We start from the raw sequence: 22,245 nt of genomic DNA, 5'->3' as shown, positions 1-22,245 counted from the left end.
TTGAGATAGATTATCCCTAAATTTTTCTAGTACTCCTAGCTCATCTTCCAGCTATCATACAAAAAAATAATAGTTACAAAAAGCCCGGAGAGAATCATATAGATTACTTCCCGAGCTTTTTTTAGTTGCACTATTAATATTATTCTGCATTTTTAAGTGACTCGATCATATCTATATTGCCAAATTCTCTGTACATTGCTAAGTTCACAATTATAGAAAAAGATATAGTAATTAGTACTGAGTACAGAAAATAAATTGGGTCAATGTGTCTCATAAACATCATCACGTTGGTTTCAGCAGTATTGATTACATAACTGTTTAAAAGCATGCCTACAGCTATTCCAGTTAAGCTTCCTAGAACCGTTAATATAATATTTTCACGGTATATATATAAGGCCAGTTCATTATTATAAAAACCTAAAAGTTTAATTGTAGACAGCTCTCTTTTTCGTTCATTGATATTTATGTTTGTAAGATTAAATATTACAACAAAAGCAAGAACTCCCGCAGACACTATTAACACCAGAACCACTGAATTGATACTTTTTGTAGTTTTATTGAAATCAAAATGTACGTTGTTTTTATAACTTATGGAGCCCACATCTTTTATGGTTGTTAATAACTTTGAGGTACTATTTTCAGAACTTTCTGTGGTAGATTTTAAAAGTCCATAGAACCCATTAAACTCTAGTTTACTCCCAGTTATTTTTTTGTAATAATCAGAACTCATATAAATGTAATGCTGAACATAATGCTGCGTAATAGCTGAAATTTTAGCTTTTACCACTTTATCATTTAGTGTTATTTCAAAGGTGTCTCCAATCTTTTTATTCATAAGTTTGGATAGCTTTTCTGTAATAATTACACCATCTTCAGAAAGAGCAAGAGTATTCCCTTTCATTGTAAGATTAATATAGTTATTAAGCTGCTCCTTATGTTCTGTAACAACAACATATGCATCTTCTCTACCAGATTTATTAACATTTACTGTTCCATTCTTTGTATAAGTAAATAAAACTGATTTTACATTGGTATCTTCCATTATTTTATTTTCTGTGGTTGCTTTCTGATTATAATCTATGTTTTTCTTAAGTGTTGACTGCATATCATATCTATATATACTCGTAAATTGACTTTCTACAGCACCTATTATTCCAGACTTAAGACCAAAACCTGTTATCATAAGGCCTGTGCAAACGGCAATTCCTATTACTGTCATGAAAAGTCTTTGTTTGTATCTAAATATATTTCTTGCAGTAACTTTTTTTGTAAAGCTTAATCTTTTCCATATAAAGGTTGCTCTTTCCAGTAATATAGTTTTCCCAGCCTTTGGTGATTTTGGTCTCATTAGCGATGCCGGTGTTTCCCTCAATTCTTCAAGAGTTGCCGCAACTGCTGCTACTGCAGTAAATAATATAGCGATTAATGAAGCTTGAAGTGCTAATTCAACGTTAAATGGATTTAATAAAATGGGATTAGAATAAAGTGAGCCATAAGCATTCATAATAAGTGGGGGGAAAAGTCTAAATCCGAAGGCCACCCCTAATATACATCCAGTTATACTGGCTGATAATGCATATATTAAATAGTGTGAAACTATAGCCCCTCTTGAATATCCTAGTGCTTTAAAAATTCCTATTTCAATTCTATTTTCACCTACCATTCTTGTCATAGTTGTAAGACTAACTAAAGCTGCAACCAAAAAAAATATAAGTGGAAATGCCTTGCCTATATTATTAATTCTGTCACTATCTTGTCTATAGGTTTCGTAGCCTATGTTAGCACTCCTCCCAAGTACATACCACTCTGGAGATTTAATATCGGAAGTTTTATCCTTATTCTTTTGAATTTCTAAATAACCATCATTTATTTTAGCATTGGCTTTTTCTTCTTCAGCCTTTAATTTTTGCGTATTTGTAGCAATTTCTTTCTCAGCGTCTGCAAGTTTTTTGCTTCCGGATGCTAGATCTTGCTTTCCCTTTTGAAGCAATTTTTCCTGCTTAATTAATTCAGCCCATCCCGCATCAATTTGTGATTGTGACTTGTCAAAATTGCTCTTTGTCAATTCTATATCAAAATAAGGCTTAATCTGCTCTAACGCACCATCATTTTTTAAGGAATTGTACATGTTATCAAAATCTTTTCCCTGGATGTTTTTTTCATAGATCAAATTTATCCCATTAAACTGAGCAATATATGTTGCATTACTTGGGTCGGAGTCTAATTGTTTTTTCGCCTCCGCAACTTTTGATGCCATTGAGGATGAAATCCCATTTGCAGCTTGCTTCTTCCCTAGATTAAGTTTCTCTTGACTTGCAGCAAGTTGCTTTTTCCCATCTGCAATTTGAATTTCCCCTTGCGCTTTTTTCTGATTAAAAATCTTTTGATTTCTTGCAAGTTCTACTTTGCCCTGCTCCGTTTTAATTTTTGCATCATTTAATTTTTTATAGCCTTCTGCAAATTTAACCTCTGCTTCTTTTTTAGACACATTTAATTTTTCTTCTGCTATATTTATTTTACTTTGAGCTTCACCTACTACCTGGTCAAACCTAACTTTACTTCTTATAACGCCAAGGTCTTTTAGCTTTTGCTGTATATCGGCAGCTACATTTTTATAGTCTTCATTTAATAAAAGACTATCTTTTGACTCCACCTTGTTAATCTTTACATATATTTCAGTATATACTTCGCTCTTAAACACCTCAGGTTTAATATAAATAAATCCACGAGTTGAACCATTTCCAATAGAGCTTAGTTGTCTTTGAGCTGATAAATATAGAGGTGACAGTGAAGCTCCTACTATTTTAAATTTGCTTATTTTTAAGTCATCCCCTATTTTAGTATCTTTGCCGGATTTAAGTTCTATAATATCCCCTAATTTAAAATTATTTTCGCTTAAAAATCTTTCCTCCACTACGGCTTCATTATTATTTTCAGACATTCTTCCTGAGACAATTTTCATCTTATTTATGCCATCTTTAGATGGCAATGAATTAACATTAAGCACCAGTTCTCGTTTATCTTTTTCAACTACCGCATCTATTGAGAAGGAGCCCTCCACCTTTTTTACATCTTTTAGTTTTTCCACCTGGTTTATATCATCCACAGTAAGTCCCAGTGTAGAAATCAATTTAAAATCCATAAACTCCGTTTCATTAAAATAAGAATCTGCTGATATTTTCATATCAGGACTAGTTGCTCTAATACCAGCATAAAAAGCTACTCCCATTGCAATAATTATTACTATAGATAAAAACCTTGAAAGTGTGTGTTTTACATCCCTAAATAAGTTTTTAAAAAATGTTTTTTTCATTTTACCACTCCAATTTTTCTATGGACATTGGATTATTATTTTTAACTACACTCTCAACTTTACCACTTCTTAATGTTATTATTTTGTCTGCAATAGGAGTTATAGCAGAATTATGCGTAATAACTATAACTGTCATTCCATGTTTTTTTGATGTATCGGATAATAGTTTAAGTATTGATTTACCAGTATTATAATCCAATGCACCTGTAGGCTCATCACAAAGAAGCAATTTAGGATTTTTAGCTAAAGCTCTTGCTATGGAAACCCTTTGCTGTTCTCCTCCAGAAAGCTGGGAAGGAAAATTTTGCATTCTATCTTTGAGTCCCACATTATTAAGCACATCTACAGGATTCATTGGATTTTTACATATTTCAACTGCAAGCTCTACATTCTCAATGGCATTTAAATTTTGTACTAAATTATAAAACTGAAATACAAAACCTATTTCGTCACGTCTATACTTTGTAAGCATTTTTTTATTATATTCGCTTATCTCATTACCATCTACAAGGATATTTCCACTTGTAACCTGATCCATACCTCCTAAAAGGTTAAGTATTGTGGTTTTTCCTGCACCACTAGCGCCAATAACTACTACAAATTCACCCTCTTCTATAGAAAATGAAACATCATCTACTGCTTTAATAATAACTTCTCCCATGTGGTAAGTTTTTTTCACATTTTTTAGTTCTATAAAATTTTTCATTTTTTTATCTCCTAATCAATATTTTCACAATCTAGCTTGCCTATAATATTACTATAAAATATATCTATTATATCAAGGATAAGCTTTCTCACTTCTCCCCCATCCTCTTTTTCTCTAAGTATTATAGAAATGCTCTCCACAAGATTATAGGACATTAGATATATAATAAAATTATTTTTAAGTTTTTTCCCCTGGAGTAATAGCTCATATTTCATTTTCTCAGAGACTATTCTAGTTATGAAATCGACAAAGGTTTTTTTACAATTTTCATACTTAGATCCTTCGCTTTTATTAAGTAATATTGTAATTTCTGTGCTGCTCCCTTTAAATATCTCCATTATTTTTTCCATTAATTCATAAAAAATTTCATCTGCCTTTTCGTTTATTTCTACTTTATTAAATTGATTAATGTAATCCATTAATCTTTCATACACAGAGCCAATTAATTTTTCATACAAGTCATCCTTACTATGAAAATATTTATAAAAGTTTCCTACAGATGTTTGAGAATTCACAGCTATATTCCTTATTGATGTACCTTTGTAGCCCATTTCTTTAAATTCCTTTAGCGATTCTTCTACTATATTTTTTCTAACTTCATATTTCAAATATTGCATTAGAAAACCTCCGTTCTCTTTTGTAGTATACTCTATTTAAAATAAAACTTCAATACCAATAATGGAAAGATTTTTTAACTTGACAACTATAATTACTGGAAATATAATAAAAATTATAAGTATTTCTAAATCGTAGTTTCAGAGGAGGAATTTTTATCCGTCAGCATAAGCACCCCCGTTTTTTTCATAGAAAAAAAGGAAATTTCTCGACCACCTCTAACTCTTACAATAATAAACAACTCCCATTGGCTTTAAAAGAAAGTGATGCTAACTTTCTGCAAACTCTTATTGATAGCATCCCTAACCCAATTTTCTATAAGGATGAGAAGGGAATATACACACATTGCAATATTGCTTTTATAGAGTATTTAGGGTTAAAAAAAGAAGAAGTTATTGGACATACTGTTTATGATATAAGCCCAAAAGATTTGGCAGATGTTTATTATAGTGCAGATATGAAATTAATGCAGTCCAAAGGAAAACAAGTTTATGAAGCACGAGTAAAATATTCAGACGGATCAATACATGACATTCTCTTTACCAAGGGAACCAATGTAAACAAAGAAGGCATAGTAAAAGGAATTGTAGGTAACATGGTTGATATTACACAGCGGAAGTGTATGGAAAATAAAATAAATAAACTGTTAAACCTAAAAGAATCCATGCTAGATATAAATCATGCTCTCCTTCAAATAAATGATATTAAAGAATTATTTATATTACTTTTAGAAAAAGTAATGCAGGCACTGGATAATCGTGTTCTTGGTTGTGTATTAGTTCTAAATGCAGAGGAAAACTTAAAAATTATCGCAAGCAGTGGTTATGATAATAATCTATCTGAAGAATTCACACTTAAGCTAAAAGATTCTTTTTTTTGGAACGCAGTGGTGGGTAATTTAGATAAAGCTGTTATTATTAATGATATTCAGAAACTAAACTTCAATAAATATACTAAGGTTTTAGAAAATACCCTTAGTATTAAGGTGGAATCTTCTATTAGTACTCCAATTCTTTTAGATAATCGATTATATGCACTAATAAATGTTGACAGCACAGATAATAATGCTTTTGATGAATCTGATTTAGAAGTAATGGGATATTTGAAAAAGCAAATTGAGCTTGGTATTGCTAAGTATGCGCTTTATGAAGAAACAGTGTACTTATCCAGATATGACAAATTAACAAATGTATATAATAGAAGATATTTTGAAGAATTATTTAACATAGCCTTTACTAAGGCTAAAACATGTAATGAAAATTTTTTTGTGGTAATCTTTGATATAAATGCCTTAAAGCCTATTAATGATACATATGGCCATCTAGCAGGCGATGAATTAATTAAAATCTTTGCTAGTGGTTTAAGCAATAATATTAGGGTTTCAGATATATTTGCGCGTTTTGGCGGAGATGAATTTGTTGCAGTTTTTTCGGGAGATAATTTGCAAGACCTAATCCATAGATTAGAAGACATAATCAAAGAATTCGCTGATAATCCTATACTTTTTGAAGGAAATAAAATTATCTGTAGCTTTAGCTATGGCATTTCAAGCTTCCCCCATAATGCAACTGACTATAATGAGTTGATAAGAATTGCAGATAAGAATATGTATGAATATAAGCAGAATTATAAAAACAAATTTAATGAAAAAGATAAGCTTCAAAGATAAAAAGTCAAACTAAAATATAAGCCCCAGAGCTTGAAGATTACTTCTCACTCTAAGGCTTATTTCTTTCATACAAACTATACTAACACATTTCCTATTTACTAGACTGTTTTTCCATGTCTAGCTGAAAACTATGCCTTTCCATATCTTTATCCTTTTGACGTTTCCAAGCATGTAGAACTAGCGCTATAGTAATAACTCCATAGGATATAAACATACGCAAGTATTCCCCAATCATAGCCGACCCAGTAATGTTTTTGCCTGCCATAGGCATAACTATAAACATCAAATGAAACAGTGCAGTACCAATAATGGCATTTGGGATAGAAGCTTTAGTAACCGTTGCACCACCAACTAAAAGTGATGCAGCTGCAAAAAGGCCTGCTTGATCTGCTCCATTATAGGTGTTCATAGTTCCTATATTTTGCAGATAAATTATTTGTCCAAAGCAAGCAAGGACTGTTGAAATTATGATGGACTGAATACGTGTCTTATCAACAGCAATTCCTGCAGTATCAGATACATTCATGTCAAGTCCTACAGCTCTCATATCCTGACCCAGTTTTGTTTTTCTAAACCAAACAGTGAAGACACAAATCAAACCTATAATCAAAAAGGTTCCAACCGGAATATTTATACCATTTATATTTATTAAAATTAGTTTATCAAATCCTTTAGCTACACCCAAGTTCAAGGCATTACGTACACCATACCCTTTAGAAAGCAGCAGTGAACTAGTCTTAAATGGAATTACATTTCCGCACATGTATAAAAGAAAGAATTGATAAACACCAAGAATAAAAAAACCTAGAATCATGCCAGTAACCATTTCACGGCCTTTAGCCCTATTTAGTACCACACCACAAAAATATCCAAGGCCTATTGCTATAGGAGCTGCAACAAGTGCCGCAAGGAGTATCCCTGGAGCTCCTGTAATACCCCAGTCAGTAATAAATATCAATCCAATTTGACCTGCCATAGCACCTAAAACCATCCCAAAGTTGATACCCATTCCTGCCATAATAGGAAGCAGCAGTGATAATACTAGGAAAGAGTTTCTTGCCAGCCTGGTTATAATCTGATCCACCAAAAAACCTCCAGAATACCCCGAAAGCGGTATTGCTATTATGCTGATGATTAAAAACATTAATGGCACAACACTACCCGTAAGTAATGGACCTATTTTTTTCTTATCAAATTTCATGACCTACCTCCCTTTCCGAGTCAGTGCATATACAATCAATCCGTTAGAAACTATTATTCGGATGATTTCAGATACGTCAATATTGATCGCACTGTTTATGACTGACGGCGTCATTGTCAAAATACCTTGAAACAAAAATGTTCCAATAACTACATTGGTGATGGTTGCTTTGTTAACTGAAGCACCTCCAAGGAGAACAGCTGCCACCGATGGAAAGACAAACGCTGAGGGTCCATTGTACATTTGAACAAAACCAAAGCCTTGCTCAAAAGCAATCATACCAACTGCTGCTATCATTGTTGACAGCATTACTGATACTACTCTCATTTTATTAATATTAATTCCTGAAGCCCTTGCATAATCTGGATTAGAGCCCACTGCTGTAATAGCAGTGCCAAGCTTTGTTTTAAAAAAGCCCCAAACTATCAAACACATAATAATAAAAAATAAAATCATTCCTGTAGGGATAATTAGATATTTTGAAACAGGAATTTTTAAGATATCACTAAGTACATGTATCCAGTACTCTTCAATACTAATTGTGGTCCTAAGTCCCTCACCTTTGAAACCCATAACACTTGCTGGATTTTTAAAGGGAAGTTTGAGCCACATTATGTTCATTAAAAATATGAATGAGAAACCCACATATGTGGCTATAATCATTTCATCACCTTTAACACGATTTAAAAGCAATCCATAAAGAAAACCCAAAACTGCGGCCATAGCAAGGCCAACTAGAATGGCTACTCCAATCCCTGCCATACCTGTAAGATTAAACTCTAGGCTCACCACAGCTCCCATCATTCCTGATATAAGGCCAACTGGAACACCAAAGTTCAGCCCGCATCCTGATTGTATCATAGGCACCATAGAAAGTACCATGATACCACTCATACCAAAACGCACAATAACATCATTTAAAGATGTATCGACCCTTACCCCGAAAATAGGAGCAATAATAAATAATATTAGCAGGAAAATGGCAATGATGATGCGGGCCCATCCAAAGTTTTTGATGAATTTATTTATCTGAGCCATATTTTTTCCCCCTCTTCGTTTATCTTAAATTCTCCGGCCATTAATAACCCAAAATCAATTACTGGCGCATCTGGTGGCAGAATACCAAATATTTTTCCTTCACAAACAATAGCTATCCTATCACTAATAGATCTAAGTTCTTCCAGTTCTGAGGATATTATAACTATAGTTGTGTTGTTTTCTTCGTTATATTTTCTTAATGCATCTAAAACTAATTTTTTTGCTCCAACATCAATACCACGGGTAGGCTCAGAGACGAATAATAGTTTTGGATTCATAGCGAATGCCTTTGCTAGACAAACCTTCTGTTGATTCCCGCCCGAAAGATTCCTTGCTAATTGACGCTGGCTAGTACACCGAATTTCTAGTGACTTTATATATTCCATTGCGCATGTTTTCATAGCTTTCTCGTCTCGCCACTTAATCGCCCCCCCCAAATAACTTTTTAGGAATTTATTTTGAACTTGCATGGCATTAAACGCAATATTCCAGTCAATAGGTTCATCTAAAAGTAGTCCAACACCTCTACGGTCCTCAGATACAAACGCTATGCCACTTTGTAGAGCATTTAGCGTATTGTTTAAATGGAGTGGTTTACCCTCAAAGAAAATCTCCCCACCGCTCGCAAAAAGTCCCATAATTCCGTTTGGAATTCCAAGCTTGCCTTGCCCTGCAAGACCACCAATGCCTAATATTTCACCTCTACGTACCTTTAATGACACATTTTTAATTGTTTCACCAGGCATGTCCACCCAGAGATTTCTAGTTTCGAAAATTATATCCTTTTCGTCAATTTTTACTATGGGTTTTATATGTGTGGCATCTTCATCAACATCTCTACCTACCATCCATTCAGCAATCTGCCTTACATTCACACTCTCTGCTGGTGACTCTACCACAACTAATCCATCACGAAGTACAACAATAGTATCGCAAATAGATGTTATTTCACGAAGTCTGTGGGATATAAATACAATAGAAATACCTATATCTGCCAGCAGTCTCATTGATTTAAGTAGGATCTCAGCTTCAGATTCTGTAAGTACTGCAGTTGGCTCATCTAAAACAATAAGCTTAACCTGACTTCTGTCAATTTCACGTGCTATTTCTATAAATTGCTTATGTCCAACTGGCATCTCGGATACCAAAGTTTCCGTATCTAGCTGAACTCCCAATGTATCTATTGCCTTTTGAGCACTCTTTCGAATTTCTGGTAAATCCATAGTTTCCACCCGTTTACCTAGGAGCTTTGAAATCAAGCTTTTCTTGGTCTTTTCCATGTTAAGAAGTACATTCTCTCCTACCGTAAACCCAGGAATTAGTGAAAATTCTTGGTGTACCATTCCTATTCCTGCCTTTAATGCATCCACAGGGCTTTTAAATTTAATTTTCTCTCCATTTAAATAAACAGCACCTTCGTATCCACCAGTTTCAGAAATCACCTTCATTCCAAATAAGATATTCATCAATGTAGATTTGCCTGCTCCATTCTCTCCTACAAGTCCCAATATTTTTCCTTTTTCAAGTGTGAAATTTATATCTTTAAGCACCCTGTTTCCGTCATATTCTTTGCCAACACCTTCTACTTTAAGTAGTACATTTTCTGTAGACAATAAATTCACCTCTTATGACCCAACATAAGGAGAATTGCTTTGCACACATATAAAGGCAAAGCAATTCACACTCATTTGGTTATAATAATAACTCAGAACAGTCTAAATAGAATATTCTCAATACTCAATATTTTTCACTTATTTTATATCTTTATATTTTGCTGGAACTTCTTCTTTACTATTTCCTAGGTATCCTTTTCCAAATACATAAGTATCTTGATAAACCATTACGTGGTTGGAAATCTCTTTACTAGTAACTCTATCTAAATACAGTGAACCATTCCACTCAGCTCCTGGTGTATATGCACCAAATGCCTTTATTACATCAGCAAGATTACCTTTTTGCATTGTACCTTCTACTACATTCTTACCATACTCTACTAAGCCTTCAGAAGCTGTGTATCCATAGGAGAATGCCCATGTACCCATTCTTCCTGATCCACCTTTAGCAACTACTGTTGCTTCAACTTTTTTAAGAATCTCAGGCCAGTTTCCAGCTTCTGCTTTTAGATCTATACCAAATGCTCCTGGATATCCCATTATTGGTGAAGGAAGATCTGGTTCAACAAATATCGCACCCAGTTCCGCAACACGTTTTAACAATGGTTCTGTTTGAGCATCATTTGTACAGAAAAACGCTGTATCTTTTCCATATTTTTCAACCCATGCAGGCATTTTTTCAAGAATAAATTGTTGTGCTCCTGGAATTCCAATGTCACTCGTTGGATCTGGAGCTGTTTCAAATACAAATTTAAGTCCTAAGTCTTTACAAGCTTGCTCCATAATATTTCTTCTTAGTGAAAGAAGTTCTATACTCATGTGTCTTGGGAAAGAAATATGAACGAAGGTTTTTGCACCCATTTTCTTAGCGGCTAAAATCATAAGATATCCACGGTTTACGTTATCAGGATCCACAACCAAATCGGAAGCTGCTTCAATCATAGCAGTATCTTCTTGAGAAGAATTAGCCAAAAGTAATATATCAGGTCTTTTTTCACGAATTTGTTTAAACGCTGCAACAGTACCTGGAACTGCTTGGTTTACTACGATTACCTTCATGTCTGCATCATCTGCGAGTCCAGTAATTGTTCCAATAGTAGTTTCTAGCTCTTGCGTAAAATTATCTGGATACGTAACATGTTTTATCATTCCGCCGGAAGCAGCATCGCCATACTTTGCAATCATTGCTTCAGCCCCACGCAGTTCATCCTCACCTTGTGATACAGTACCAGTAACAATACCAATATGCATCTTTTTCGTCTCAGTTACAGCAGGTGGTGCTGTTGTAGGCGCAGGTGTTGTAGGTGTTTTTTTTGCGCACCCTACCATGCCAAATGTTAGAATTAAACTTAAACCGATTGCTAATGACCTTTTTAACATCTAGAATCCCCCTTTTTATTTTTCAGAGCAAAGCTCATTTATAATACAAAAATTCTAAGTCTAATAGCTCCCCCTTAAAAGGAATTAATTTTACGAAGAATTCAGCATTCAAGTCTCTTTATATATTGTTCATTCTACTAAGTATATGTTAGTTCTTTCTTGTTTTATGCAAGATATTACTATATTAAACAAACCAAAAGTTTCGCCATTTATCACTATAATGATTTTATTTTTTTTTACTTATGCATTTAGTTCTTCTATAGATAAAGAAAAGCACTCAATCACAAAAGATTGAATGCTTTTCTTTATACATAACTATACTAATGCAGCAAATATGCCTGAAAGTATGAAAGCTGCTGACATTACAACTCCATCAGCATTAAATAATTGATATTACAATGTTTTTACCCCTGTTCTCTGAAAATATTCTTCTATACTTTGAAAGCAAGTATTCACCATAAATTCTATTTCCTCTTGATGTATAACGTATGGAGGAATAAAATATAGTACATTTCCTATAGGTCTAAGTACTAATCCTTTTCTAAGTGCAATTTTGTAAATCGCGTATCCTACTCTCATATCCCAAGGATAGCTTTCCTTTGTTTCCTTATCTTTTACTATTTCCATAGCTGTTATCATTCCTATACTTCTTACTTCGCCTACATGCTTTAACCCTTCCGCCTTTTCTAATGTAAGTTTTCTTATAAGTTGACCTTTTTCTATATTTTTTTCTATAATATTGTCTTCTTCAAATATTTTTAGGTTTTCTAATGCAATGGCACAGCCCATTGCATTACCTGCGTAAGTATGACTGTGAATAAATGATTTCCGTTCTTTATAATCCCCATAGAAACTATCATATACTTCATCTGTAGTCATTACCACTGACATAGGCATATATCCAGCTGAAATTCCTTTTGAAAGACACATAAAGTCTGGAGATATTTGAGCATGATTACAAGCAAACATCTCGCCAGTTCTACCGAAACCCATTGCAATCTCATCTGCAATGAGATGTACATCATATTTATCACAAAGCTCTCGAAGCTTTTTTAAATAAATAGGGGAATAAATCTTCATACCTGCAGCACCTTGAACCATAGGTTCAACTATTACTGCACTTATATCCTCATGATTTTCTGTTAAACACTTTTTCATATCTCCAAAGCACTCAGCATTACAATTTTCTCTATTAAAATCATATTTACACCTATAGCAATCTGGCCCTTCTACTCTGAATGTATCTAAAAGGAGAGGCTTATATACCATATTAAACTCATCTATATCACAAACTGACAAGGCCCCTAAAGTTTCTCCATGGTATGCATCGCTTAGAGCTACGAACCTTTTCTTTTTAGTACTTCCCTTTTGCATATTATAATGAAAACTCATCTTTAATGCTATTTCCACCGCTGAGGATCCATTATCAGAGAAAAACACTTTTGTAAGCTTGTCTGGTGTTATATCTACCAATTTTTCCGCAAGCTCTATAGCAGGTTTATTTGAGAAATTTGCAAATATAACATGTTCAATGCTATCTATCTGTTTTTTTATGGCCTCATTAATTCTCTTATTACTATGTCCTAGAGTATTTGTCCACCAAGATGATATGCAGTCTAAATATCTATTTCCGTCAATATCATAAAGCCAAACCCCTTTGCCTTTTTCAATAACTATTGGATTAAGCTCCTCATAGTCCTTCATTTGTGAACAAGGATGCCATATATATTTCAAATCCTTTTCTACATAACTATTCATACATTTACCTCAACTTTCACATTATAATTGATCCATACATTTTTCTATAGTACTAACATCAAAAGCCACTTCTGCATTTATCCTTATAGCTTGTACCATGTGATCCTTTAAGCCTTCAATATTTTTAAACTTGCCTATAATCGGCACTTTCGCAAGTTTTTCTATCATCTTAATATTGTCATTGCAAATCATATTTTCTATATAATTGTTTATTATAATTCCTTTGATCTTAATCCCTATAGATTCTATATATTTAACAGTCAGAACTGTATGATTAATTGTTCCGACCCCAGCTCTTGCCACAATAATAACACTCATATTTAAATCCACAATAAGATTTTCAAGGGCGTATAATCCTCTTTTATCATCTATCAATGGACATATTATTCCGCCGCTACCTTCAGCAATTATATAATCATATTTTTCCTTTAAATAATTGTATCTTTCTCTTACTACATCTAAATCAATAGTCTTCTTCTCAATCTTTGCAGCAAGATGAGGAGAAACCGCGGCCTTATAAACATAGGGTGTTATATTAACGTAGGCTTCTTCTAAATTACTCACTTCACAAGCAAGCTTAGCATCACCAGGAATAAGCTCATTACCTACTTCAATTGCCCCGCTTAATGCTGCCTTAAAATAAGCAGCATTATACCCATTACTCCTCATCACATGCATAATTCCTGCAGTTACAACAGTTTTACCCACATCAGTATCTGTTCCAACTATAAATACTCCCTTAGCCATTTTTTCTAACCTCCAGCTTTAATTCCCTTACCATTTTCTTATCATCACATATTTTATTACCTGATGTTGTTAGATAGTTTCCAGTGATTGTAGCATTGGCTCCTGCATTAAAACATTTTTCACCAAATTTTTCTATGAGATTTCTTCCACCAGCAAGTCTTATAAGAGCTTTAGGATTAACCAATCTGAATATGGCAATAGTTTTTAGTATTTCCTCCTGACTTAAGCTTTCTGCATTTTCTAGTGGTGTACCCACAATTGGATTCAATACATTTATAGGAATAGATTTAATGCCTAAATCCCTTAAGGTCAAAGCTAGCTTAATTCTATCTTCAAAACTTTCCCCAAGTCCAATAATTCCACCACAGCAAACAAGCATTCCAGCCCTCTTGGCTGCATTTATAGTATCTATTCTTTCATCATAACTGTGAGTTGTACATATGTTTTCATAGTATTCTCTACTAGTTTCTAGGTTATGATGATACATTGTTATTCCCGTCTGTTTTAACTTAAGCAGTTGCTCATATCTCAATATCCCAAGTGAAGCACATAAATCTATTTTCACTTCCTTATTTAACTCCTCATACATATCTAAAATCTTTTCAAAATCATTGCCAGTAGTTCCTCTTCCACTTGTCACTAAGGAAAATCTATTTACACCCTCATTTTGATTTTCCCTTGCCAGCTTTAAAGCATCATCTTTTGAAACTAATCCATACACTTCTACATTGGTTTTATAATGAGCAGATTGCGCGCAGAATTTGCAGTCCTCAGTACAGCGTCCTGATTTTGCATTCATTATGGTGCAAAGGTCTACCTCCTTACCACAAAAAAACTCTCGCACTTTATTAGCACTAATACATAATAATACTATATCCTCTTTTTCTTCAATGCCCGCTAATTTCATTGTATCTTCAAAGCTTACAGCGAGGCCTTCTATAACCTTTTCCTCTATACTCCTAATAAATTCTTTCATGTCGTACTCCTCCACTCTTATTGTTTCTTAATCGATATATCCACTTTTTCTTAATACGGGTATTAGTTTCATTGAAATATAGGCCGCAAAAACTGTAAGTACCAAATCTCCAGCTATGCAAACCACAAAGCCATAGAAAAATGCAAAATAAAAAGAAACATTTTTTCCTAGGTATAAATTATAACTAATATATAAATATACAACTCCAAACAAATATATAAAAAATAGACCCAAAAGCAGTGTAAGTATGGTCTTAAAAAAAGTTAATTCAATAACATTCTCTCTTATTTTACCTATGACATAGGCCGCTACTATGAACCCAATAAGATATCCAAAAGTAGGTTTAAATATATAACCTATACCCCCACCTTCAGTAAATACGGGCGCACCGCAAAGTCCAATAGCAACATAGACTATTTGTGATAATGCACCTAATTTTGAACCTAAAATTAAACCAGCTAATGCACAAAACAGATATTGAAGGGTAAAAGGTACGTATGGTATTGGCACCTTAATAAAAGCTCCAATTGCTGTTAAAGCTGCAAACATAGCTACTAAAATTAAATTTCTTGTGTTTTTCATAAATGTTCCTCCTTAATACCACTAATACATACTAATACATACTAATAGTAATCCAATATTCGTTAATTGTAAACCATTAATTACTTTAATGTTTACAATTGAAATTATTAGTTATTTTTTTCATGCTTAAATGTAATATTTTTGATATATTATTTGAAATACATACCAACTAAAAAAACAGCCTTTTTAGGCTGTTTTCTCATAGATGATTTATTAAATTGAAAATCTTTCAAAATGTATCTTATGCGAATCAATATTAAAGGATCTTAAATCGGAAACAACCTTCTCTAGCATAATTGGAGGTCCACATATGAAAAAGTCATAATCAAGATCATTATTAAGTAACCTCCTAACTCTAGCAGCATCAACATATCCTTGCTCTCCACTGTAGTTTTTGTCTGAAGATAGTACTGGTATAATGCTTAGATTTTTCATGTTACCTGCTATTGAATCTAGTTCTTCTCTGCAAATTAGTTCACTGCTATCGCGAACACCCCAAAGTAAAATAACTTGTCTATCTTTTTCTTCTATATTTAAATACCTTAACATACTTAAAAACGGTGTTATTCCAATTCCTCCAGCAATAAAACACATTTTACTTGCTTTTGGTAAATCCAAATGAGTAAAACTTCCATAACTGCCATCAACGTATGCCCTATCACCCACCCTTGCTTTTACAAGGCTATTAGTAAAATCTCCAAGCTGCTTAACCGTTACTGAAATATAATCCATTTCAGTAGGGCTGGATGATATAGTAAAAGGATGCTCATCCTTTGGAATTTCACTATTATATAGTTTAACATATAAAAATTGCCCAGGTTTATAGTTAAATAATTTATGATTTTTAGGTTTAAATTTTAAAGTAATTATGTTATTACATTCCACTATAACATCTGAAATAGTATATTCCTTGCTCTTTGCAATATGTCTTTTTAATATTTTATGATAAAAATACATTGATAAGGCTATTACAAAGTACGATACAAGTGTTATTTCTAATGGAATATTAGCTTTTACAGAATTACTTAAGAGTATATGAACTAATAAAACACACACTCCTATTACAGTAATATTGTGAATTGTAACAAGAAATTCGTGCTTTGGTTTTAAAATTTTCTTTAATAGATTTCTTATATCATCCACTATTTTTATTTTGATAAATAGCTTATTAATCATTAATAAGGCACTAATAACAATTATTGTACCAAATATTATAAGCGTTGCAGTTCCTAATGTGGTTTGAAAGGAATCCTCGAAATAACCTTCTTTAATTTGATTATGTATAAGTCCTAGAGTAAAAGCAACTAAGGGCATAACCATATGAAATCTATACATTTTATCCATGCCGAAGTTTTTTTCTATAAACTTTGGCCTAGCAGTAATTATAAATTGATTTACAAAAAATACGTAGGAACAAATTCCTAGTGATCCACCTAGTAAAAATATAAAATCATGATTGCTTTTGGCTGCGTGGATTAGATAAAAATATACAGGTAATACGGGTGCAAGGAAATACATCAAAATCCAAAACACTTTTTTCGTCTTCATACAAACACTTCCTTATTTATATTAGTTTTACATTTAAATTTCATTATATCATAAATTACTATTGAATTGACACTCTCTCTAAATATTTAAGAGTAGATTTAAGTCCTGATCCCTTGGTTGAGGCTATAACTAGAACTGGTTTTCCATAGATTTCTGGACGATGAAACCATTATAGCAACACAAATTCCATGCTTCTACATTAATTCTTTATTGTTAATAGAAGTAAACTTACAAGGTACGTTATGCTTGAGAAAATCAAGGATACTATGAGAAAACCTATTAGTATAATATTATATTTCAATATACTTTCAGCCATAAAAAACCTTGAAAATCCAAGACCATTAATAACTAATATTAATAGAAATATTATAATTAATCCTTTAGAAGCGCCTTTAATATCCGCGGAACTTAAAGATATATGAGATGAAATACATATAGCTAAAAATAAAAATATTATAAAGTAAGGATTTCCAAAGTTATTTATTGAAAAGATTGTTTTTATTAAATCAATATATGAATTAATTATGGCCTCTATTGAACCCTGACTTATTTTAGTTATGTTCAAATTATTTAGTGATATATTTATAAATTCATTGTATGTTCTCGGAATAATTATATGCATTAGTGCAATTATAACGGAAATCCCTCCGAAGATAGGCGCAATTCCTATAAAAAAATTACCTGCCTGTTGATATATACTATTAGGATTATAAGCATGACTTACATATCCAAGCACTCCATTTTCATCCCTCTTTTGTATGAGTACTATTTTTGTAATTTTGTGACCAAAAATCAAACAAAAGATAGCATGTGACATTTCATGTATAGGTACTCCTATAATAGCTGTAACAGCAACTGTCTTCCAACCAAAACTCCTTTGAAAATTTCGCATTGAATGGTCCCTCATATATCCAAGAATAAATCCTACTAAAATTATCATTCCTGTCAAATATATTGTATCAACGGATGTCTTTATTATTAAGTCTATTAAGAAATTCATTTAATCACCCTTTCAAATTTAGCTGAGCTTCTATTTTTAAGGGAAGCCATTTGGCTTCCCTTTATTTATTTATTTATTTATTTATTTATATATTTTTCTTTTAGTTCCTTATATTTTTTTATTGAAAACGAAAATATATCTACCAATAACTTGGTCCATAGCTTAATGTGTTTTTTCCATTTATTACGAGCATTCCACATTATCCATAGTAGTAAAATGATAGCAATAGTAATAATACCTATCACAATTGTTGTGTATTCTTTATAAATTGCCTTTGCAAATAGTCGAATTGCAGCTATATACCTATCTTGTATTGTATTTGTGGGAGACGGCAACTCAATAGCCTCAATGAAAGTATCTTTATCAGCTACCTTTACAACTAAATAATGGTAATAACTATTAGTAGTAAGTAGTTCAGCCCCTGCCCCTCCACTTATTACATATCTAACATCATTCTTAACATAACTTATATAGCTGTGAATATGTGAAGTAAAAACAGTATTCACTTTATATTTAGTCATTAGGTTTTCGAATTTTAATGCCTCATTACTGTCTGGGAACCCATGATTTAGACTCTTATATTCACTATAATTATTGGCTAATCGGTCAATCAAACTTGGTTTCTCTTCTTCGGAAGCATAGGGTATGATGTTGGTTTTTTTATCAGCTCTTGGATCTATGGGTGGTATATGCGAGAAAACAAATATCATCTTCCCCTTAGCATTTTTAAGATCATTTTCCAACCATACATATTGTTCCTGAGGGATTGATGTTTTTTCTGACCACCCTCGCGAACTATCTAAAAATACAAAATGTGCATTTTTGTATTCAAAAGAATAATAAGGTGGGCCAAAGATCTTTGTATATGTGGGTCTACCATTTTCTCTAATATCATGATTTCCAAGTGTAGTATAGAGCGGAACCTTGAATTTTGAAACTGTTTCATTAAATAACCTGTATTTATGTGGCTCTCCTCCGTATACTAAATCTCCATCATCAACTGTAAAAATAGGATTTATTGCATTTACCTGATCAATAATATTTGAAAATGTATCATAACCATCTCTATTATCACCAAGCATAACAAATTCAAAGCCTTGTTTATTATCTTTGAGAGAAACATTAATTGTTTTATCTTCACTTGCCTTTAAATTTATTGTTAACAACAATGTATGTGGCTCTAATATTTTTATAGCAGCTCTATCCAAGTTTGAGAAGGTTGTATCAGCTGGATTTACATTCTCTAACCTAATTAGATATGTTCCGGAGGTTTTCGGATTACCTTTAATTCTAATTTGTGGTGTTGAAGAAAGACTTCTGAGTATTAAATTCTCTGTTTTGCTTTGAGTTACTTTACCTTTAACAAATCCACCTTTTATGGTGACATTGATACCATTCCAATCATATGAAGATACAGAATTCGTTGGATTAAAATTAAGCGGTATCCCAGTGAAATTTTCCTGTATTCTAAAATCATTATAAGTACTTCCGATAAACCCAAGTATAATTACTATTAATCCTATAATTATAAATAAATTTATTTTACTTTTTTTCATTTAATTCTTCCTTTCAGTATAAGCTGTTTACTTAAATCTTTGACTTAATTTATTGGATTAATACAATTACTTTAAAATTGTATTTTAGGTAGTATGCGGTAAACTTCCAATAAAATAATATTTATAGTAAGCCAAACCCCACCAAAAATATATCCTGCATAAACGTCACTTGGATATGCAGTTTGAAAGAATATTGGATTTAGTCCTGCACAAATACAAATAAGTAAAGTTATAATTATGATAGCAGTGGAAGCCCATGATTTCTTTAAGTTTCGTATTATTAAAAAAGCAAAAAAACCATATGCAACAATTGCCATTAACGATTGATTGCTAGGAAACGTATATTGAATATTTCCTAGTAGCCTTAATGAAGAAGGTCCTAGGCGCCTGAAAATATTTCTTAATGCAAATTGCAAAACTTCTCCGCCGGCTAACACTATAAATAGAAACTGAATTTCAAGAACTCGGTTTCTATTTTTTCTTATAATCAATATTAATATGAGAATAGCAAGTGGAACTAAGACCTTAATTGAAGTAATCATTTCAAATAAGCGGATAATGCTTAATCATTTTGTAGTGAAAATTGCTTTTACTAAATAAGATACAACAATGTCAAATTGCTGGAATTCATGTGATAAATAATCTTGTATTACACCAATTACAAGAACCATAAAACCTAAGGAAGCAAATGCTACACCAGCTATAGCGACTTTTATTTTTCCCATGGAATGAAATGTAATTAAAGTTCTATTTATCGTTTTATAAGTACTTTCTATTATCTGTGTCTTATGATTTATATAAACATAAATCATAATGAAAATTAAAGATATACTTATGCTGCCAATAACTAAATATTTCGATATGTAACTCTGAAATTTATCCCAGTCTGGTCCAAGAATCTTACCTAGTGAAATAAAAGTAGCAGTCCAAAGGAAAGCTCCAAAATAGGCGTTAATCGCAAATCTTTTATAGGATATCTCCGTTATACCGGAAAAATACCCAGTAATATGCCTAACTCCAGGGATGAAACATGCTAAAATTAATAATTTATTACCAGATGCTTTGAACCACTTTGATGTTTTTTCCCTTTGCTTGGGCCCAAGATGAATATATGAACCATATTTATCAAAAAACCTGGTACCCAATTTAGCGCCTACAAAATAAGATATTGTAATGCCTAATATTACTCCAGCAGTAGCTACAAGGATACTTATAATCCAATTCATTTTAGATTGATAAACAAGAAAGCCACAGTACGTCATCATTAGCTCGCCTGGGAGAGGAAATGCAATAATTCAAGTACCAAAGCAGTAAACAAAATTATATATCCATAATGATTAATTAGTCCTATTACAGAATTCAAAATATCACACCTCACATAATAACTGGTTATTCTTTCAACGGATTTTAATCCTACTATTTTCTGACACTTCATATTATACCATAATTTAAAACATAGGCTGATTTTTTATGAGGTACAAATAAAACCACTGATTTTTTCGTAAATCAGTGGTTTTTTACTTTAAATAATTCTTCATTTTTAAAAAAACTTATTTAAGACTTTCAATAGCCTTTTTCGCCCACTTAGAGTCTTTGTATATAGCTCTGGCTACACCAATGAGATCGGCTTTTCCTTCTGAAAGAAGTTTTTCAGCTACACTCACTTCAGTAATTCCACCAGTTAGTATAACTGGAATGGACACAACCTCCTTAATAGCTTCAGTTAAGGGTGAAAAATATCCTTGACTAGTATTACCAGTCACAGTATATCCACAAAATCCTCCAGAAATATCTAGAACATCTACTCCTGCACTTTCAAACTCTATGGCTGCAGCTTTGCTATCTTCAATTGTACTTCCACCTTCCATATAATCACAAGCACCTAGACGAAGCAGAATAGGAAATTCATTACCAACAGCATCCTTTACTGCTTTAATAATTTCTAAATGAATTTTAATTCTTCCTAATAAATCTCCACCATATTCGTCAGTTCGTTTATTAGAAAGAGGAGAGAAGAATTGGTTTAAAAGGTATCCATGAGCAGAATGAATCTCTACTCCATCAAACCCAGCTTCTTTTGTACGAAGTGCTGACTTTGCAAATTCTCCAATTATAATTTTAATTTCGCTTTTAGTAAGTTCCTTTGGAACACTACCAGTGCGAGGATTCGCTATAGCTGAAGGTCCAACTGGCTCATATCCTGTGACCTCCATCTTTGCTGCACTTCCAGCATGATTAATTTGCATTACTGTTTTAGATCCATTTTTGTGAATAATATTTGCCAGTTCTTTTAGGCTCTCCACAACACTATCCTCTGCTATAGAAAGCATTCTTTCACTAGCCTTTCCCTTTTGAGTTATAAAGCTATGTTCTATAATAATCAATGATATATATCCACCTTGAGATTTTTCATCATAATAATCTAATATGTCTTTACTGACCCTTCCATCCTGCTGAGATTTGGAAGTAGCCATGGGTGGCATAACCAATCTATTGCTAAAAGTTAACTTACATTGTTCTAGTGGTTTAAGTAAATATGACAT

18 protein-coding genes are annotated in these 22,245 nt (G+C 32.6%); 1 reads left to right on the top strand and 17 read right to left on the bottom strand.

Annotated features, from left to right (window positions below; all coding sequences use genetic code 11):
• Positions 1–139: 139 nt before the first annotated feature.
• Genes G9F72_RS09910 through G9F72_RS09900 form a run of 3 tightly spaced genes read right to left on the bottom strand, consistent with a single transcriptional unit; the run spans position 140 to position 4,636 of the window.
• Positions 140–3,313, bottom strand: a complete 3,174-nt coding sequence (locus G9F72_RS09910) for an FtsX-like permease family protein (protein ID WP_164956269.1) — start codon at positions 3,311–3,313, stop codon at positions 140–142.
• A gap of 1 nt (position 3,314) precedes the next feature.
• Positions 3,315–4,019 (bottom strand): ABC transporter ATP-binding protein, encoded by a 705-nt coding sequence (locus G9F72_RS09905; RefSeq protein ID WP_164956268.1) that lies wholly within the window; start codon positions 4,017–4,019, stop codon positions 3,315–3,317.
• 11 nt (positions 4,020–4,030) lie between these two features.
• Entirely contained in the window at positions 4,031–4,636 is a 606-nt protein-coding gene (locus G9F72_RS09900; RefSeq protein ID WP_164956267.1) for a TetR/AcrR family transcriptional regulator, read from the bottom strand.
• 245 nt (positions 4,637–4,881) lie between these two features.
• Between G9F72_RS09900 and G9F72_RS09895 the strand changes: the two genes are divergently transcribed.
• Positions 4,882–6,303: a sensor domain-containing diguanylate cyclase gene (locus tag G9F72_RS09895; RefSeq protein WP_164956266.1), complete on the top strand. Its 1,422-nt coding sequence runs from the start codon at positions 4,882–4,884 to the stop codon at positions 6,301–6,303.
• 91 nt (positions 6,304–6,394) lie between these two features.
• On the opposite strand, the gene G9F72_RS09890 is transcribed toward G9F72_RS09895, so the two are convergent.
• From G9F72_RS09890 to G9F72_RS09825, 14 genes are all read right to left on the bottom strand, one after another.
• Positions 6,395–7,504 (bottom strand): ABC transporter permease subunit, encoded by a 1,110-nt coding sequence (locus tag G9F72_RS09890; RefSeq protein WP_164956265.1) that lies wholly within the window; start codon positions 7,502–7,504, stop codon positions 6,395–6,397.
• A gap of 3 nt (positions 7,505–7,507) precedes the next feature.
• Entirely contained in the window at positions 7,508–8,542 is a 1,035-nt protein-coding gene (locus tag G9F72_RS09885) for an ABC transporter permease subunit (RefSeq protein ID WP_164956264.1), read from the bottom strand.
• Positions 8,530–10,155, bottom strand: a complete 1,626-nt coding sequence (locus G9F72_RS09880) for a sugar ABC transporter ATP-binding protein (RefSeq protein ID WP_164956263.1) — start codon at positions 10,153–10,155, stop codon at positions 8,530–8,532. The genes G9F72_RS09885 and G9F72_RS09880 overlap by 13 nt, the downstream gene beginning before the upstream one ends.
• Before the next feature lie 138 nt (positions 10,156–10,293).
• On the bottom strand, positions 10,294–11,535 hold the full coding sequence (locus G9F72_RS09875; RefSeq protein WP_164956262.1) for a DUF3798 domain-containing protein: 1,242 nt from the start codon (positions 11,533–11,535) through the stop codon (positions 10,294–10,296).
• 393 nt (positions 11,536–11,928) lie between these two features.
• On the bottom strand, positions 11,929–13,293 hold the full coding sequence (gene bioA, locus G9F72_RS09870; protein ID WP_164956261.1) for an adenosylmethionine--8-amino-7-oxononanoate transaminase: 1,365 nt from the start codon (positions 13,291–13,293) through the stop codon (positions 11,929–11,931).
• A 21-nt stretch (positions 13,294–13,314) separates the two neighbouring features.
• Entirely contained in the window at positions 13,315–14,040 is a 726-nt protein-coding gene (gene bioD / locus G9F72_RS09865; RefSeq protein ID WP_164956260.1) for a dethiobiotin synthase, read from the bottom strand.
• Positions 14,033–15,016 (bottom strand): biotin synthase BioB, encoded by a 984-nt coding sequence (bioB, locus tag G9F72_RS09860; protein WP_164956259.1) that lies wholly within the window; start codon positions 15,014–15,016, stop codon positions 14,033–14,035. The genes bioD and bioB overlap by 8 nt, the downstream gene beginning before the upstream one ends.
• Positions 15,017–15,043: 27 nt before the next feature.
• The gene (locus tag G9F72_RS09855; protein ID WP_164956258.1) at positions 15,044–15,598 is read right to left on the bottom strand and encodes a biotin transporter BioY; all 555 of its coding nucleotides are present in this window, start codon (positions 15,596–15,598) and stop codon (positions 15,044–15,046) included.
• A 213-nt stretch (positions 15,599–15,811) separates the two neighbouring features.
• Complete coding sequence (locus G9F72_RS09850) at positions 15,812–17,146, bottom strand: FAD-binding oxidoreductase (RefSeq protein WP_164956257.1); 1,335 nt, start codon at positions 17,144–17,146, stop codon at positions 15,812–15,814.
• A gap of 199 nt (positions 17,147–17,345) precedes the next feature.
• Positions 17,346–18,146, bottom strand: coding sequence for a metalloprotease family protein (locus G9F72_RS09845; protein ID WP_164956256.1), 801 nt, complete (start codon positions 18,144–18,146; stop codon positions 17,346–17,348).
• A gap of 77 nt (positions 18,147–18,223) precedes the next feature.
• Positions 18,224–19,702, bottom strand: a complete 1,479-nt coding sequence (locus tag G9F72_RS09840) for a metallophosphoesterase family protein (RefSeq protein ID WP_164956255.1) — start codon at positions 19,700–19,702, stop codon at positions 18,224–18,226.
• A 71-nt stretch (positions 19,703–19,773) separates the two neighbouring features.
• Positions 19,774–20,244, bottom strand: coding sequence for a phosphatase PAP2 family protein (locus G9F72_RS09835; RefSeq protein ID WP_224676055.1), 471 nt, complete (start codon positions 20,242–20,244; stop codon positions 19,774–19,776).
• 24 nt (positions 20,245–20,268) lie between these two features.
• Positions 20,269–20,928 carry a DedA family protein gene (locus G9F72_RS09830; protein WP_263486849.1) on the bottom strand — a complete coding sequence of 220 codons (660 nt, stop codon included), beginning with the start codon at positions 20,926–20,928 and terminating at the stop codon, positions 20,269–20,271.
• A 324-nt stretch (positions 20,929–21,252) separates the two neighbouring features.
• On the bottom strand, positions 21,253–22,245 hold the full coding sequence (locus tag G9F72_RS09825) for an NADH:flavin oxidoreductase (RefSeq protein WP_164956253.1): 993 nt from the start codon (positions 22,243–22,245) through the stop codon (positions 21,253–21,255).

This window comes from Clostridium estertheticum (assembly GCF_011065935.2).
Taxonomy (GTDB): Bacteria; Bacillota; Clostridia; order Clostridiales; family Clostridiaceae; genus Clostridium_AD; species Clostridium_AD estertheticum_A.
Note: the sequence above shows the minus strand (reverse complement) of the source record. Positions and strands in the feature narration are given on the sequence as shown.